Origin of the sequence: Frankia sp. CcI49, from assembly GCF_001983215.1 — a bacterium.
In the GTDB taxonomy this organism is placed as follows: Bacteria; Actinomycetota; Actinomycetes; order Frankiales; family Frankiaceae; genus Parafrankia; species Parafrankia irregularis.
Window position 1 is genome coordinate 143,371 of sequence record NZ_MOWP01000005.1, and the last position, 15,658, is coordinate 159,028.

Sequence of the window (15,658 nt, forward strand, 5' to 3'; positions counted from 1 at the left end):
GCCGGCCCTGGCGGTCTCAGCCGGGGGCCCCGCCAGGGCGGTCGCGCCGCGTCCGCTCGATGAGGCTGGCGGGGCGCATGTCCGTCCACTGCGCCTCGATGTAGTCGAGGCAGGCCTGCCTCGACTCCGGCCCGTGCACGGCCCGCCAGCCCGCCGGGACCTGCGCGAACAACGGCCAGAGCGAGAACTGTCCCTCGTCGTTGAGCAGGGCGAGGAACTGGCCGTTCTCGTCGTCGAAAGGGCTGCCGGTCATGCCAGAAAGACCTCCGCACTCATGAGACAGCTGAATTCGGGCAGGAAGAAAAGACCTCTTCGGCGCACACCGAGGAAGGAATGGCAAACAAAACACACGAGTGGAGAACAGGCACGACAGACAAAGAGCGAGGGTCGCCACCCGGTGATGTCCGGCCGCCGGGGTTACCGACGATCCGTCACGCGATCCGGCCAGGTCACCAACGGTGGGTCCACCTGGGCCCACACGGCCCGGCGCAGGCCTGGGAAGGTCGCGCTGGGCACCTCCCGTCGCCGGCAGCCGTTCCGATTAGGTAAGCCTTAACTAAGCTCCTACAAGCTTGTAGTCGATCGCTCGGTTTGTCAAGCTACCGACCGTGCCGACCTGACGCACACGGCCGTCCGACGTACGCACAAAAAAGGCCGCCGGCCTCGGGGCCGGCGGCAGCGGTGGTCATGCAGCAGCGGTGAATCGTGCGGCCGGGAGCTACATTCCGGCGTGGACGAGCAGCTCGTGCAGATCGTAGGCACACTCGAAGGTCCACACGACGGTGCCGGTCGCGATGCCGAGCGGCAGGGCGAGCAGCCATCGCCGGCGGGCAGCGGGCGCCGCGAGGGCGGCCATCCGGCGCGGCACCATGCTGGGCGGGTAACCCATCGCCAGCAGGCCCTGGTGGCGCCGCCGCTGACCGGCGCGGTCCTCCTCGGCGTCCAGGACCGCGACCGCGGCCCTGCCCAGCGCCCTCGCGACGTCGTCACGATCGCCCACCTCGTGGGCGGCCGCCTCGTCCGCCGCCCGCTCGACCAGGTACTCGACCTTGGCGACCATCGGCCACAGCAGCGGCTGGCCCAGCGCCGCGAGACGCACCATCCAGGTCAGCCGGTGGTGGCCGCCGGCCAGGTGGGCCCGCTCATGGGCCACCACGGCGCTCAGCTGCCGGTCGTCGACGGCGCGCCGCATGCCCGAGGTGACGACGACCCGCCCGGTACGCCCAGACCGGGCCGGCACCGCGAAGGCCTCCACCCGGTCGTCGGCGATGATCGTAATCTCGGCCTCGCCGGGCAGCCCGTCGACGGCCGCCCAGGCCGCGCGCAACGAGCTCTGGTAGCGACTGCGGCCCACGACCACGGCGGCGAGCCCCACCGCCGTCCACACCGTCGCGAGGCCGGTCACCCAGGGAACGTGGGCCGTGTCCGCCCGCACGATCGCGGCCGACCAGCTTCCGATGCCCGCGACCCAGTGCAGCTCCGCGAGGGCCTTCAGCGTGAAGGCGACCAGGTTGACCGCGCTCGCGACCGACACGACCAGGGCGGACCAGGCGAACACCCGGGCAGCCGGTTCCGGCCTCATCCGCTCGGCGATCACCCATGTTCCAGCGAGGACCAACAGAGGTGCGATCACCACGGAAAAGGCGAAATGGTCGAACACCCGGACTCCTCGGGCTCTGGGACGCCTGCGACCACGTGTGCTGACTGACGACGCACCCGGGAAATCGACACAACCGCCTTGCCCGGCTACCGGTTGGACCATACCCCGTCCATTCACGGCGGCTGCGGAGGATCCCGGCATTGGCGCGCAGTCCGGCCGACCACGGCGCAGAAAAAAAGGCTCCGGGCATCCCCGACGGGTGGTCGGGGATGCCCGGAGCCTGGGCCTGGTGCGTACTCCGGCACCGGTGGCGGACGGTCCGGACGCGGCTGTCAGGACGGACAGCCGTCAGGGCGGCGAGCTCTCAGAACGGACGGCTCTCCGGACGGACAGCCGTCAGGACGCGACGGTCTCCTTCGCAGCTGCCTTGTCTCCAGCGGCGGCCACGGGAGCCGGGGCCGCCGGAGCCGAGGCCGCGGGAGCGGCGGCCTGCGGCGCGGCGGCGGGAGCCACCGCCGGCGTGGCAGCGGCGGGATCGATGATCCGGTCGCCGAGCACGGCCAGGTCGAACGACTGCCGCGCCATCCAGAACCGCAGGAAGCCGGTCAGGGAGTACCGCAGGAACAGAGCCGCGCCGGCGACAGCCGCGGTGACGCCTCCCAGTCCCAGCGTGATCGCGTCCCGCTGGACCAGCGGGTCGCGGGTGCCGTGTGACATCGCGTAGGAGGTGACGGCCAGTGCCGCGCCCGCCACCATCAAGACCACGCCCAGGCGCACCCACAGCTGCGGCCGGCCGGCCGCCGGGTCGGGGATCTTCAACTCCCCGAGCTCGCGGACGAAGCGGTCCGCGCGCGAGTCAGTCGTCATGTGGAACTCCCCAGATAGAGGGCGGATAGTTCGGCGCGCAGCTCGTCGGGGGCGCCCTCCCGTTGAACGCGGCCCCGCACCAGCACCGCCGCGTGGTCGGCGATGCCGAGCACCGCGGCGGCGAACTGCTCCACGACCAGGACGCCGACGCCGTGGCTGGCGATCTCGGCGACCTGCTCGTAGAGGCGGGCCACGACCAGTGGGGCCAGCCCCATCGACAGCTCGTCGAGCAGCAGCACGGCGGGGTCGGTGGCCAGGCCTCGGGCCAGCGCCAGCATCTGCTGCTCGCCGCCCGACATGCTGCCGGCGGGCTGGTTGGCCCGCTGCGCGAGGATCGGGAACCGTTCGAACGCGATGGTCTCGATCTCGTCGCGGGAGTGACCGGTGAAGGTCATCATCAGCAGGTTGTCGCGGACGGACAGGTTGGGGAAGACACCCCTGCCCTCGGGGATCAGGCACACGCCGGACCGCGCCAGATCACGCGGGTTGGCCCCGGTCAGGTCCCGCCCGCCGAGCATCAGCTGGCCGGACAGCGCCGGATGGGTTCCGGCAGCGACGTTCAGCGACGTCGTCTTGCCGGCACCGTTCGGGCCGAGCAGCGCGACCACCTGCCCGGCCGACACGCTCAGGTTCACCCCGTGCAGCACGGTGATCCTGCCGTAGGCGGCGCGGACGTCACGCAGCTCGAGCAGCGGGGGCGGCTGCGGCGCCGTCATCCCACCCGCTCCGCTCACACCGGTCATGCCGCATCCCCCAGGTAGGCCGCGAGCACGAGCTCGTTGCGCCGGATCTCCTCGGGACGCCCGGAGGCGATGACCCTGCCCAGGTCGAGCACGTGCAGGTCGTCGCAGACGCTCATGACCAGGTCCATGTCGTGCTCGACGATCAGCACGGTGGTCCCCTCCGCGGCGAGCGAGCGCAGCAGTTCGGCGAAGCGCTCGGTCTCCTCGGGGTCCTGGCCGGCGGCGGGCTCGTCGAGCAGCAGCAGCTTCGGCCGGGCGGCGAGCGCCCGGGCGACCTCGACGAGGCGGGCGACGCCGGTCGACAGGGTGTCGGCCGAGGCGTCCGCGAGCCGGGTCAGGCCGACCCGGTCGAGGATCTCGTCGACCAGCACCGCGGCCTGGCGCCGGTGCGCGCCGAGCTCGGCGGCGACCAGCAGGTTGTCCCGCACGCTGAGGCGACCGAACAGCTCCAGCCGCTGGAACGTGCGGGCCAGCCCATGCCGGCTACGCCGGGTGGGGCCCAGCCGGGTGACCTCGTGACCGTCGATGAACACCTGCCCGGACGACGGCCGGCGCAGGCCGGAGATCACGTCGAACAGCGTGCTCTTCCCGGCCCCGTTCGGGCCGATCAGGCCGGTGATGCGGCCCCCCTCGACGGAGATGGCGACGTCGCTGAGCGCACGCACCCCACCGAAGGCGACCGTCACATCCCTAACCTCCAGCAATGCCACGGGCCAGCACCTCCTCGTCCTCCCGGCGCCACCCGCGACGCACGCCCCACCATTCGACGGGGACGTCCGATGCGGTGGATCTGGCCTGCCGACCTTCCAGGGCCTGCGCGATGACCTGGGCCGCGACCAGCGCGAGCAGCGCCAGCCAGAAGGTCGTCCAGCCGTCCAGCACGTCCTGGAGCTGGAGCACCCACAGCGCCGCCAACGCGATGCCGAGCACCCCCAGAACGGGCTTGTTGCGGCCCACCGCCTCGTAGCCACCGCGCACCTCGGCAACCGCCCCGTCCGGGTTCTTGGAGAGCCCGAGACCGGCAAGGGCCGGCATGAGCGAGGTGAGGTTCTGCGCGAAGGTCCCCGCGGCGGCGATCACCGGGAAGGAGCCGCCCAGCGCCAGACCGGTGAACAGGCCGTTGCCGACCACGGTGAGACCACCGACGACCGCCACCAGGTACAGCGGCAGGCCCGCGACGAAACTGAACTGGTCGCCGCTGACCGAACGCTGCTGCATGCCGTAGAGCGCACCGCCCAGACCGGCGATGCCCGCGGAGAGCGCGAAGACCGCCATCTTGGCCAGCAGCAGGTTGCCGCCGAGGGTGGCGTACGCCGCCTCGGAGTCGCGCAGGGCGATCAGCTGACGTCCGAAGCGACCGCGCCGCAGCGCCATCACCGCGATCGACGCCAGCGCCAGCCAGACGGCGGCGAACACCATCAGCTCGGAGCCGTCGTCGAGGTGCCAGCCGAACAGCGACGGCCCGGCGACGTCGACCGCCCCACCGTCGAACAGCGAGATCTTCAGGCCTCCGATCTCGAACGAGGGCAGCGTGAAGATCCACCGGTCGAGGATGAACGCGAACGCGGTCGTGCCGAGCGCCAGGTACACGCCGGACAGCCGCAGCGCGGGCAGCGCGATCAACGCACCGACCACCCCGGAGACCACCACGGCCAGCGCGAGCGCCCACAGCTCCCCGTGCCCGCCGGCATGGGCCCAGACCGCCGCGCCGACACCGGCCACGCTGAGCTGGCACAGCGAGATCTGGCCCGCATAGCCCGCAAGGGGGATGTAGGACAGCGCGATCACACCGAAGGAGAAGATCTGCCCATAGGTGATCAGCTCACCCTCGCCGAGCAGCGAGGCGAGCACGAGGCCGAACACCACGATCGCACCGGCGAACAGCAGCGTCCCACGGACCGACGGCACCGGCACCGGGCGTGCCTTGGTGTCCCGGCCCCGCAGCCGCCGGTGCGGGAACACCAGCAGCGCCAGGAACAACAGCAGCGCGGGGGCCGCCAGCCGCAGACCGGGCAGGTACTGGTTCTGTGGCAGGTAGCCGGTCAGATAGCTCTCCAGGCAGCCGACCACGATCGCGCCCACGAAGGTCAGCGGCAGGCTGCGCAGCCGGCCGAAGATCGCCGCCGTGTAGGCGCTGACGATCAGCAGCGACAGCTGGGCGGCGTCCAGGGTGACCGCCGGGGCGATGAGGATGCCGCCGATGGCCGCCAGCTGGGTGCCGAGGATCCAGGCGACCTTGTTCGCGCGCACCGGGTTCGCCCCGGTGAGCCCGACCAGGGCCCGGTCGTCGACACTCGCCCGCATCTCGGCACCGACGCGGGTCCCGTAGAGCAGGACCCGCAGGCCGATGGCCACCACCACCGCCACGATCATGGTGATCGCCTGATGCCAGGTGATCGTGGCGGGGCCGAGGTCGATCGAGTCCGCGTTCTCGAAGAACTTCGGCAGCGACCGGGCCTCGTTCGGGTCCCAGACCCACCGTGAGACGGCGATCAGACCGCTGAGCATCGCGACGGTCATCACCAGCCGTTCGGCGTCGCCCAGGCCCTGCACCGGGCGCAGCACCAGGCGTTCGACCAGCAGGCCGAAGCCGGGCGCGAGCACCGCAAGGACAAGGATCAGCGCGAGCGGTACCGGCAGCCCCCAGCCCTCGGTGAGCTGCCAGTACGCGAACGCCGCCATCATGCCGGCCGCACCGTGCGCGAAGTTGAACACGCCGGTGGTGGTGTAGGTGAGCACCAGACCGCTGCCGATGACGGCATAGATCGCGGCGGTGCTCAGACCCACAATCCCGAAGGTGAGGAACTGTTCCATAATTTACTGGAAGTCGCTCAGGCTCTTGCCGACGCTGGCCAGAGTGAGCGGTTTCCCGTAGTCGCCGGTGAACTTGATCTCCGGCGCGTCGCACCGGTAGAGGTCATCGGTGTCGGGCTTGAAGTCGGCGATCTCCCAGCCGTCCGCCTTCAGCTGCACGACGTCGAAGCACTTGATCGGGGCATCCGTCTCGGAGATGTCCACATCGGCCTGCAGGCCGCCGGCCGTCCAGTCGGTCTGCTCGCGGGCGGTGTCGTAGAGGCATTTGCGGGTGAGGTCGTCACCGCACTCCTGGGCCGACTTCGCGAAAAGCAACCACGAGGAGAACGCGCGCAATGCCGGGAAGGTGATGTCGGCCTTCGGCGCGTACCTCTTGTACAGCTCCTCGACCTGCTCGAGGGCGGGGATGTCGTCCTTCGCCTCCAGCGGCGCCACGCCACTGAGGTCGGCGTAGTTGTTCTGGAAGGCGACCGCGTCGCCGCCGAGCTCCTGGAACGACGAGCCGTAGGCGTTGCTGTTCGCGTCGATCCAGTCGAGCTTGTAGTCGATCGACTTCAGCACCTGCTCCAGCTTCGCCAGGCTGCGGAAATCGCCCAGGAAGACCAGGCCCTTGACGCCCTTGCTCTTGATCGCCTGGGCGTAGGGAGTCCAGTCGGAGACGCCGACGGCCGGGTACAGGTCGTCGTAGACGACCGTGCCGCCCACCGCCTTCATCCCCTCGACGTTCTGGGCCCCGATGGTCTTGGTGACCGGCGAGTCACCGGAGATGAAACCGATCGCGCCCGCGGAGTCCGGGTGGGCCTCCGTGATCAGCCACTTGTAATAGCCCACGTAGCGGGCGTACGAGTGGCCGGCACCGATCGCGTCGATCTGCAGGTCCGAACCGATGTTGTCGACCATGCTGGTCTGCGCCGGGATGTCCGGGAGCAGGCACTTCAGCCGCTCCTCCACGCCGCCGGAGTCGAGTGCGGCGCCGCCGCCCACAATGGCGAAGTCGTCGCGACAGGCCTCGATCATCCGCTGGCGGACCTCGAGCATCTTCGTGTCGCGCAGGTTGTAGACGATCTCGCGACCGTTGATGCCACCCGCGTCGTTGCACCACGAGGTGAAGACCTTCGCGGCGTCGTCGAACTCCGAGTTCTTGGTGAAACCGACATCGCTGAAGACACCGACGTTGATCTCGCTCGCCGTGACGCCCTGCGCGGACGCGCTCTTCGCGTCGCCAGGCCCGCAGACGTCCTTCAGTGAGCCGAAGTCGCCCGCCGCGGCGGAGGCGGCCTCGGTGGCCGGCGCGTCCTCGGCGCCTAACTCGCCGCCCCCGCTCCGGCCGCACCCGACAGCGAACACGGACACCGCCGCAACGGCGGCGATGGCCGCGACAGTTCTACGCGGTTTCACGGAGTTCCTCCTCCTTGCTATCCCGATACGGCCGCAGACCGCCGCACCGCGCCAGCCCAGGCCAGGCCGCGTCAGGGCGCGGCGTCGCGGGCGGTGACGGTCGGTCTGGTCGGGTCCGGTCGGGTCCGGTCGAGCTGGGCATGGTGGAGCCGCCGAGCAGCACCGGGGACACACGAGCGCGCCATCTCGCGTCGTCGGTCAGGGCAGGTCCGACGACAGCCCACGCGGTTCGATCATGGCGTGAGCATCGCTCGCGGTTTCCGGAAGGGATCTTCTCGGTGTGAGGAAACTATCGGCTCCCATCACGAGAATCAAACCCCAATCGTGTAGTGCCGACAGGCCAGCACCCAGGAGAGAGGCACCCTACGTGGGCACAGAAAGCCGGAGAGTCACCTGCCGGTCGGCCGGCAGGTGCCGACACCACCACACCCACACACCGGCCGCCACGACCAACCCGAGGGCTAGCCGTTCGGCAAGCCACACCCCGCCAATGCGACATCGATCAACCACGCTGGCGGCCGACCCGCCGAGTGCCGGCGACAATGCGGCAATCTTGACTGCCACCGCTGGGATTCCGGCCACCCACCTGCGAGTCCGCACCCCACCACGGACGGCGCGAGCTCCGGGGGAATCTTCCGCGGGGCTACGCCGACGGCCGCCCTCGGCACCCATCGACCGGACGCCTGCCGCAGGAGATGCACCCGAACCCGGCGGTGTCAACGGCTACTCAAGGCGAAGTCGGCGCAGCTCATCCGGCCGGCCGTGACACCAACCAGTGGTGACGAAGCTCACACCAGCCACCCGAATCAATGCTCTCGCGTACGAGAACTACGTTTCCACTATCGGCACGGCCCGCTGGCCCGCGGGCGTGGTTGCGTGTCCCGTGGGCACGGCCGCAAGCCGACGATGAGTGAGGACGGGGAACTCGGCACGGACTGCCTCGAGCCGTGCCGGGTCGAGCTCCGCCCGCAGCATCCCCGCCGCGGTGTCACCGCGGGCGAGGACCACACCCCACGGATCGACGACAAGGCTCGTGCCGGCCAGCTCAACACCGGAATGGCTGCCGGCCGCGTTGCAGGCGACCACGAAGACCTGGTTCTCGACGGCTCTGGCCCGCACCAGCAGCTCCCAGTGCTCCAGGCGGGCCATCGGCCAGGCCGACACGACCACGACCAGTTCGGCGCCGCCGTCGACGAGCAGCCGGAACAGCTCCGGGAACCGAAGGTCGTAGCAGGTGGCAACACCCAGGCCGCCCCACGGCGTGCCCGCCACCAGCACCTCGTCGCCGGCGGTGAGCAGTCGCGCCTCCGCCGACTGGTATCCGAACAGGTGGATCTTCCGGTACCGGCCACGGAGGCCGCCGTCCGGCCCGATCACCGCGGTGGTGTTGTGCAGCGCTCCGCTCTCGCCGCGTTCGACCAGGCTGCCGGCGACGAGATGGAAGCCGCGCCGCGCGGCCATCGCACGCAACGCCGAGACTGCCGGGCCGGCCAGCGGCTGGGCGTCCGCCTCGTAGCGGTCGAAGTGGAAGTAACCGGTCGCCCACAGCTCGGGCAACACGACCAGATCCGTCTCGTCCGGATCGAGGCTCTCCAGCGCGGCCAGCATTCGTTCCGTCCTGACTGGCGCGCTCTCCCCGTCCGGTGAGGCGACCTGCAGGAGCACGGCCCGCAGGGGCGGCGGGCTCGCCTGATCCGTGCTGACCACATCGGCTCCGTTCGCTCACGTTCCGCGGCCGACACCCTATGTCGATGCCCCAACCGGCCGACAGCGCGCCGGCGCCGGGCACCGCCGCGGCCCGGATCGGCCCGGCGAGTCCTGCGGTCATCAGTCGGACAGCATCGCCGGTTCCGGTGGAAACACCGGAGATGGCAAAGTGGGGCCTATGTCAACACCACCCGGCTGGTACGACGATCCATCAGGGGAACCCGGCACCCGCTGGTGGGACGGCAACGCGTGGACCAGCCACACGCAGCCCGCGTCGCCGCCGCACCAGCAGGCCACCGCACCGGCACCCCTCGGGCCGGGGACCGCACCGGCGGGCCAGGCGCCGGTCCAGCAGCAGTACCAGCAGCAGTACGGGCAACAGCCGTACGGGCAGCCGCCGGCCCAGCAGGTTCCGGCGCAGCAGCCGCCGGGTGGCTGGGGCGGGCCGCAGGGCTACCAGCCTCCGCCCGTCCAGACCAGCGCCACACCGGAACGGATCCAGCGGCAGGTCCATGAGCGTGCCGGTGTGCACGTGCCCGCGCAGGGCGGCGGCACGTTGTTCAGCGAGCCCGTCCTGGTCGTCAACCAGAAGACGAAGCTCATCGAGCTGACCAACGAGTACGCCGTCTTCAACCAGCAGGGAACCCAGATCGGCTCGGTCGTGGAGGTCGGCCAGAGCGCGCTGAAGAAGGCCGTGCGGCTCGTCGGGTCGATCGACCAGTACTTCACCCACCGGCTGGAGGTGCGCGACATCGCCGGAGTTCCGCAGCTGGTGCTCACCCGGCCGAGGAAGCTGCTCAAGTCAAAGGTCATCGTGGAGCTGCCGGACGGCCGCGAGATCGGCCGCATCGCCCAGCAGAACGTCTTCGGCAAGATCCGGTTCAGCCTGGAGGCCGACGGCGTGAGYGTCGGCATGATCAAGGCCGAGAACTGGCGGGCGTGGAACTTCTCCATCGTCGACCAGACCGACACCGAGGTCGCCCGGGTGACCAAGACCTGGGAAGGCCTGGCCCGCACCCTGTTCACCTCGGCGGACAACTACGTCGTCCAGCTGCACCGCCCACTGCCCCAGCCGATGCTCAGTCTGGTCGTCGCCTCCGCGCTGACCATCGACACCGCGCTCAAGCAGGATTCCCGGGGCTTCAACTAAGCAGGTTCACCCCGCGGAGCAGGTTCATCCCGACCTGTTCCGGATGCCCTCGCCGCCCGCGGAGGTTCGGCGCGCCACCACGGCGCACCGAACCTCCGGTCGCCCTCACGCGGTCCTCAGGCGGTCCTCGCGTCGCCGAGCTCGAAACTGAAGCTGGTGCTGTCACCGTCGACACCGTCGACCGTGACGTTCACCGGGTAGCTGGTGGAGTCGGCCGGATCGGTGAGCGTGCACTGCAGGGTCGCTCCCGCCTTTGCCCGCAACGCACTCGGGCAGTCGACAGCGAGGTCGGTGCGGTCGAACTGGCTGCCGAAGTTCGTCGTGATCTGCTGTTCGACCTCCTCCTCGCTGACGGCCGTCAGACCGACCAGGTCGAGCCCGAACTTCGTGTCCGCCCCGTCGACGGTGTTGACGGTGACGTTCACCGGGTAGTTCGTGCCATCCCCTGGATCTGTCAGCTGGCACTGCATCGTCGTGCCCACCTCGGCCCGCAGCGAGTCGGGGCAGTCGACAGCGGGATTCTGGCCCGGGAACAGCGCACCGAACTTCGCGACGATCTCCTGCTCGACGTCCCCCGAGGCCACCTCGCGCCCGCCCAGGGAGACCGAGCCCTCACAGCCCACCAGCAGCAGTGCGGCCAGCAGGCCGCCACCGACCACCGCGAACCGCGCCCCACGCCGAGTGGTCCGGATGTTCCCAGTCATTCCAGTCCCCTTCCCAGTCAGCCGAAACTCCCACCGGGATGGATTTCGGCATACGCCGGTCCGGCACCCACGCAGAATGCGCCGGACCGAACCGTCGAAGAATTCGCCGCCAACGGGGCGGACTTTTGACCGCGACCCCCACGCGGCGCCCCGTCGTCAAGGTAGCAGGAGATAAGAGCGGTTCAGCCGGTAAAACAATGTCACTACTGCGACAACAGCAAAAGGAAACCGGCAGCCGACATCCTCGCTGTCGGCTGCCGGATGGACAGGGCGCGCGGGCATTCCGGCCGCCCGCCACGCGTGCACCGAGGCTCACAGCGACCGCACAGCCTGCGCACAGCGCGACCTCGGGTGCGCCCGGCACCCTTCGAGGTGGCAGACACCGGTGACGGGACACGAACGACCGACCCGGCCCGACGGACGACATGCGAAGTGGAGTAATGATGCAGGAGCGCGACCCCGCCAGAAGGCCGATACTCCCGGGGCTGGCGCAGCGCCCCGCCGCGGCTGCTGTCGACCAGGACACCGCCGCCGGCCTCGGCGTTCTGGTGAACCGGCGCCGGATGCTGACCTTCCTGGGTGTGGGGGCCGCGGCAGCGGGACTCGCCGCCTGCGGAGGATCGACCGACTCGTCCGGCACCGGCGGCGCCACCGCGGCGAGCTCCGACAGCGCGGAGATACCGGAGGAGACCGCCGGCCCCTATCCGGGTGACGGGTCCAACGGGCCCGACGTCCTGGAGCAGGACGGCATCATCCGCAGTGACATCAGAAGCAGCTTCGGTGACGCCAGCGGGACCGCCGAGGGAATCCCGATGACGCTGGAGCTGACGATCACGGACCTCGCCAACAGTGCCGCGCCGTTCGCCGGAGTGGCGGTGTACGTATGGCACTGCGACCGCGACGGAAAGTATTCGCTGTACAGCGAGGGAATCACCGGCGAGAACTATCTGCGCGGCGTCCAGGTGGCAGACGAGAACGGCGTGGTCCGCTTCACGAGCATCTTCCCGGCCTGCTATTCCGGGCGCTGGCCGCACATCCACTTCGAGGTGTATCCCGACCAGTCCTCCATCACGGACTCCACCAAGGCGATCGCCACCTCACAGGTCGCGCTGCCGAAGGAGATCTGCGACGCGGCCTACACCGAGGCCGGGTACGAGCAGTCGGTGACCAATCTGGCCCAGGTCACCCTCGACGACGACAACGTCTTCGGTGACGACTCCGCTGCCCGCCAGCTCGGGACCGTGACCGGCAGCGCCACCGCGGGCTACCAGGTCTCGCTCACCGCCGGCGTCGACACGACGACGGCCGCGGGCGGCGGAGGCCAGGCCCCCGCGGGAGGCGGCTCCCAAGGCAGCGCAGAAGGCGGAGCAGGAGGCGGCCAGCCGGGTGGCTACGGCGCACCCGGCGGACAGCCCCCCTCGGGAGCGCAGGGAGGGCAGGCCGGCTACGGTGCGCCCGGCGGACAGCCGCCGTCGGGAGCGCCCGGCGGGCAGGCCCCGAGCGCCTGAGGTCGCAGGGTCCTGGGGCGGTCCTCCGGATCGCCCCAACCGGCAGGTCGGACGTCGGGCGGCTGGTCAGGGGGACGTCGGGCAGCTGGTCAGAGATCGGGGCCTGACGACCGGTCGCCGGCGTCGCCGTCCAGCTCGCCACCCATGAGCGCGGGCGCGGGCCCGCGCAGCAGCGCGGCGCGCGCGTCATCCAGTGTGTCGGCCACATGCTTGAGCGAGACGGTCACCGCTCGGCCCACATCACGCGCCCGGTAGGCGCTCACCAGTTCGTGGTGGTCGTGGTCCCCGCGTTCCCGCCGCCCGCTGTCGCCGTCGAGCGAGACGCCGACGTAGAGCGTCGACAGATCGGACATCCGGGTCAGGATCTCCAGCAGGTGGGCGCGCCGGCACGGCGCGATCAGCACCGCGTGGAACCTGCGGTTGAGGTCCACCCACTCGGCCGGGTCGCTGGTGGCCTCCATCGCGGCGCCCAGCGCCTCGGCCTCGGCGAGATCGCTGTTCGTGGCGCGGTCGACCGAGCCCTGCACCGCCGGCGGGGTCAGGCGGGTGCGGATCTCGTAGATCTCCTCGAGCTCGGCGAGCGTCGGTGAATGCACGGTGGCGCCCCGGTAGGGGTCGAAGTCGACGAGCCCCTCCCCGACGAGGTCCCGCAGCGCCTCCCGCACCGGCGTCACGCTGACCCGCAGCCGCCTCGCCAGGTCCGCCTGGACGAGCCGGGTGCCGGCCGGCAGCACGCCGATGAGGATCGCACGCCGCAGCCGGTCGATGACATCCCGGTGCGTGGTCCGAGCAGTCCCGACCCCGAGGTCGCCCACTGCCGCCATACCGTCCAAGGCCGCCACGCGACGCCCCCTCTCCCGTGCAAGCGGACGGATGCCATTTCATATCAGATTTCATGCACCAACAAGCCGCCCGGCGGTGTCGGTCAGGTTACGGGCCAGGTCGTGAGCGATCCGCCTGCGCAGCAGAACGGCTACCCACAACCGCCCGTCCACTGACCCGCCGCCATGCCGGGCTCACCGGGCGCCGCGCCGGCCACCCCGTCGAGCGCCCGGCGGGCCCGGGCGCCAGCACCGCGAGTCGAGGCGGCGAAGCCGTTCGGACGAAGCCGTGGATCGATCCGACCAGCACATATTATATGATGCATCGCCATCGGGTACATCGCGCGCGACACCGCCGTTGACGCCGTTCGAGCCCATCGCGCACCACCGCTTCTGCCATCGCCTTCCCCCCACCGTCTTCGCCAGGAGGTCCGTCTGTGAGGCTCGCCAGGATCGGCGCGGAACCGGAACGCTGGGCGCTCGTCGAGGGCGACGGACTCGTCGAGATCGCCGAGACGCTCACCGAGCTCATCTCCGGCGCGGCGCCGACCGCGACCGGTCGCCGGCTCGACCCGGCCCACACCACCCTGCTCGCGCCCGTCTCGGGACAGTGCCGCGGGGTGTTCTGCACCGGCATCAACTACATAGCCCACCAGCAGGAGTCCGCCGAGGCGTTCGCCGCCACGGTGCCGCCGCATCCGATCATCTTCTTCAAGACGGTCTCGGCACTGTGCGGCCCGTACGACGAGCTTCCGCTCGACCCGGCGGTTTCGCCGGAGTTCGACTGGGAGGGCGAGCTCGGTGTCGTGATCGGCACCGGCGGCCGTGACATCCCGGTGGCACGCGCACTCGAGCACGTCTTCGCCTACACGGTCGTCAACGACATCACCGCGCGTGACGTCCAGCGCCGTCACCAGCAGTGGCACCTGGGCAAGAACGTCGACGCGGCCACCCCGGTCGGGCCCTGGCTGGTCACCGCCGACGCGTTCGCCGACGGTGCCCTCCCCGCGGACACCGTCGTCGAGCTGCGGGTGAACGGCGTCACGAAGCAGCGCGCGGTCACCGCCGACATGATCTTCGATGTCGCCACCCAGATCTCGGTGATCTCCGCGACGACCGCGCTGCTGCCCGGGGACGTCATCAGCACGGGCACACCCGCCGGCGTCGGCTTCACCCGCACGCCCCCGGAGTTCCTCGCCGACGGCGACATCGTCGAGACCGAGGTCACCGGGGTCGGTCTCCTGCGCAACGTCGTCCGGGCCGGGGCGCGCACCCCCGTGACCGCCGGCGCCGCCATCTCCCTCCCCTCCGCTCCCACCGCCTCCTCCGCCCCCACCGCACGAAAGGTCAGCGTGTGATGAGCGTCGACAGCGCCACCGCCGAGCAGACTCCGCCCGCCGCGGTGCCGGCCCATCGCCCCGTGGACGCCGTCACCGTCGGGCTGCCCTCGCTCGGGCTGTACAGCCACGCCGTGCGCGCGCCCCGGGACCACCAGCTCGTCTGCGTGAGCGGGCAGCTCAGCGTCACCCCGGACGGCGTCTCGGTCGGAGTGGGCGACTTCGACACCCAGATGCGCACCGTCCTGGGCAACCTGCGGTCCGTGCTGGCCAGTGCCGGCGCGGCCCCGACGGACCTGCTCAAGATGACGACCTACCTGGTGAGTGCCGACCTGATCGACGACTTCTACCGGGTGCGCGAGACCGTCTTCGCGGACTGGTTCCCCGACGGGGTCTTCCCGGGGAACACCCTGCTCGTGGTGTCCCGCCTGGTTCGGCCCGAGTTCCTCATCGAGATCGAGGCGCTCGCCGTCGCTCCGGACTCCCCCGGGCCGGCCACGACCGGGCCGGCCGCCCCGGCCCAGGCGAGCACCGATGCCTGAGCCGGTCGTCACCGAGTTTCCCAGCGGCGCCCGGGTGGTCTCCGGAGGCCTGGAGGCCGACAACTCCGCCGCGGCGGCCGGCGGCTCCGGGGGCCTGGCCAGGGGCAGCGCCCTGTCGGAGGGCGGCATGTGGCTGGGGATCAGTGAGCTGCCCGCCGGCCATGCCTCGACGCTGCACCATCACGACGGCCAGACCACCATCGTCTACCTGGTCCGCGGCGAGATGACCTTCCTGGTCGAGCGCGGGGACGGCGGGACGGACGAGTTCACCGCGCGGGCCGGCGAGATCACCGCGATTCCGGGTGGTCTGCGTCATCGCGAGGAGAACCGCGGAACGGGTCCGTGCCTGTGCGTGGTGGTGCGCAACGCCGACCAGCCGCGGGTGGTGAACCTCGAGTAGCCGCCGTGCGGGCGTCCTGTCACCGCGTCACGACCCGTCCAGCCGGATCGGACTTTCTTCACGACCA

General features: G+C 70.6%; 15 protein-coding genes. 5 read left to right on the plus strand and 10 right to left on the minus strand.

The features are described 5' to 3' along the window. Positions 1-16: 16 nt before the first annotated feature. From CcI49_RS03870 to CcI49_RS03905, 8 genes are all read right to left on the minus strand, one after another. Positions 17-253 (minus strand): MbtH family protein, encoded by a 237-nt coding sequence (locus CcI49_RS03870; RefSeq protein WP_054567392.1) that lies wholly within the window; start codon positions 251-253, stop codon positions 17-19. Positions 254-718: 465 nt separating this feature from the next. Then, on the minus strand, positions 719-1,660 hold the full coding sequence (locus CcI49_RS03875) for a M56 family metallopeptidase (protein WP_054567393.1): 942 nt from the start codon (positions 1,658-1,660) through the stop codon (positions 719-721). 336 nt (positions 1,661-1,996) lie between these two features. Further along, positions 1,997-2,467 (minus strand): hypothetical protein, encoded by a 471-nt coding sequence (locus CcI49_RS03880; RefSeq protein WP_054567394.1) that lies wholly within the window; start codon positions 2,465-2,467, stop codon positions 1,997-1,999. Continuing rightward, a complete protein-coding gene (locus CcI49_RS03885; RefSeq protein WP_235497993.1) occupies positions 2,464-3,210 on the minus strand; it encodes an ABC transporter ATP-binding protein in 747 nt (248 codons plus the stop codon). Before CcI49_RS03885 ends, CcI49_RS03880 begins: the two co-directional genes overlap by 4 nt. Then, entirely contained in the window at positions 3,207-3,896 is a 690-nt protein-coding gene (locus tag CcI49_RS03890) for an ABC transporter ATP-binding protein (RefSeq protein ID WP_347280100.1), read from the minus strand. The genes CcI49_RS03885 and CcI49_RS03890 overlap by 4 nt, the downstream gene beginning before the upstream one ends. Positions 3,897-3,900: 4 nt before the next feature. Then, positions 3,901-6,024 (minus strand): ABC transporter permease, encoded by a 2,124-nt coding sequence (locus CcI49_RS03895; RefSeq protein ID WP_054567397.1) that lies wholly within the window; start codon positions 6,022-6,024, stop codon positions 3,901-3,903. Positions 6,025-6,027: 3 nt separating this feature from the next. Beyond that, entirely contained in the window at positions 6,028-7,422 is a 1,395-nt protein-coding gene (locus tag CcI49_RS03900; protein ID WP_076824340.1) for an ABC transporter substrate-binding protein, read from the minus strand. Between the two features lie 828 nt (positions 7,423-8,250). Next, positions 8,251-9,096, minus strand: a complete 846-nt coding sequence (locus CcI49_RS03905; protein WP_076824444.1) for a carbon-nitrogen family hydrolase — start codon at positions 9,094-9,096, stop codon at positions 8,251-8,253. Between the two features lie 211 nt (positions 9,097-9,307). Here CcI49_RS03905 and CcI49_RS03910 point away from each other — a divergent pair, with 211 nt between their 5' ends. Further along, the gene (locus CcI49_RS03910) at positions 9,308-10,279 is read left to right on the plus strand and encodes a phospholipid scramblase-related protein (RefSeq protein ID WP_076824341.1); all 972 of its coding nucleotides are present in this window, start codon (positions 9,308-9,310) and stop codon (positions 10,277-10,279) included. A 116-nt stretch (positions 10,280-10,395) separates the two neighbouring features. On the opposite strand, the gene CcI49_RS03915 is transcribed toward CcI49_RS03910, so the two are convergent. Continuing rightward, positions 10,396-10,983 carry a DUF4333 domain-containing protein gene (locus tag CcI49_RS03915; RefSeq protein WP_054567400.1) on the minus strand — a complete coding sequence of 196 codons (588 nt, stop codon included), beginning with the start codon at positions 10,981-10,983 and terminating at the stop codon, positions 10,396-10,398. Between the two features lie 443 nt (positions 10,984-11,426). Here CcI49_RS03915 and CcI49_RS03920 point away from each other — a divergent pair, with 443 nt between their 5' ends. Further along, positions 11,427-12,491: an intradiol ring-cleavage dioxygenase gene (locus CcI49_RS03920; RefSeq protein ID WP_076824446.1), complete on the plus strand. Its 1,065-nt coding sequence runs from the start codon at positions 11,427-11,429 to the stop codon at positions 12,489-12,491. A gap of 89 nt (positions 12,492-12,580) precedes the next feature. Here CcI49_RS03920 and CcI49_RS03925 read toward each other — a convergent pair whose 3' ends face one another. Then, positions 12,581-13,333, minus strand: coding sequence for a GntR family transcriptional regulator (locus CcI49_RS03925; protein ID WP_076824345.1), 753 nt, complete (start codon positions 13,331-13,333; stop codon positions 12,581-12,583). Positions 13,334-13,749: 416 nt separating this feature from the next. On the opposite strand from CcI49_RS03925, the gene CcI49_RS03930 reads away from it, so the two are divergent. From CcI49_RS03930 to CcI49_RS03940, 3 genes are read left to right on the plus strand one after another with little or no spacing between them, the layout of a single operon-like run. Further along, on the plus strand, positions 13,750-14,670 hold the full coding sequence (locus CcI49_RS03930; protein WP_054567402.1) for a fumarylacetoacetate hydrolase family protein: 921 nt from the start codon (positions 13,750-13,752) through the stop codon (positions 14,668-14,670). Continuing rightward, positions 14,670-15,191, plus strand: coding sequence for a RidA family protein (locus CcI49_RS03935; RefSeq protein ID WP_083749287.1), 522 nt, complete (start codon positions 14,670-14,672; stop codon positions 15,189-15,191). The genes CcI49_RS03930 and CcI49_RS03935 overlap by 1 nt, the downstream gene beginning before the upstream one ends. Beyond that, positions 15,184-15,591 carry a cupin domain-containing protein gene (locus CcI49_RS03940; RefSeq protein WP_054567404.1) on the plus strand — a complete coding sequence of 136 codons (408 nt, stop codon included), beginning with the start codon at positions 15,184-15,186 and terminating at the stop codon, positions 15,589-15,591. The genes CcI49_RS03935 and CcI49_RS03940 overlap by 8 nt, the downstream gene beginning before the upstream one ends. The last annotated feature ends 67 nt before the right edge of the window (positions 15,592-15,658 follow it).

Excerpts from the sequence above, each read along its gene's own strand:
- CcI49_RS03870 (WP_054567392.1), bottom strand. The coding sequence starts at position 253 with ATGACCGGCAGCCCTTTCGACGACGAGAACGGCCAGTTCCTCGCCCTG.
- CcI49_RS03880 (WP_054567394.1), bottom strand. The coding sequence starts at position 2,467 with ATGACGACTGACTCGCGCGCGGACCGCTTCGTCCGCGAGCTCGGGGAG.
- CcI49_RS03885 (WP_235497993.1), bottom strand. The coding sequence starts at position 3,210 with ATGACCGGTGTGAGCGGAGCGGGTGGGATGACGGCGCCGCAGCCGCCC.
- CcI49_RS03895 (WP_054567397.1), bottom strand. The coding sequence starts at position 6,024 with ATGGAACAGTTCCTCACCTTCGGGATTGTGGGTCTGAGCACCGCCGCG.
- CcI49_RS03915 (WP_054567400.1), bottom strand. The coding sequence starts at position 10,983 with ATGACTGGGAACATCCGGACCACTCGGCGTGGGGCGCGGTTCGCGGTG.
- CcI49_RS03920 (WP_076824446.1), top strand. The coding sequence starts at position 11,427 with ATGCAGGAGCGCGACCCCGCCAGAAGGCCGATACTCCCGGGGCTGGCG.
- CcI49_RS03935 (WP_083749287.1), top strand. The coding sequence starts at position 14,670 with ATGAGCGTCGACAGCGCCACCGCCGAGCAGACTCCGCCCGCCGCGGTG.
- CcI49_RS03940 (WP_054567404.1), top strand. The coding sequence starts at position 15,184 with ATGCCTGAGCCGGTCGTCACCGAGTTTCCCAGCGGCGCCCGGGTGGTC.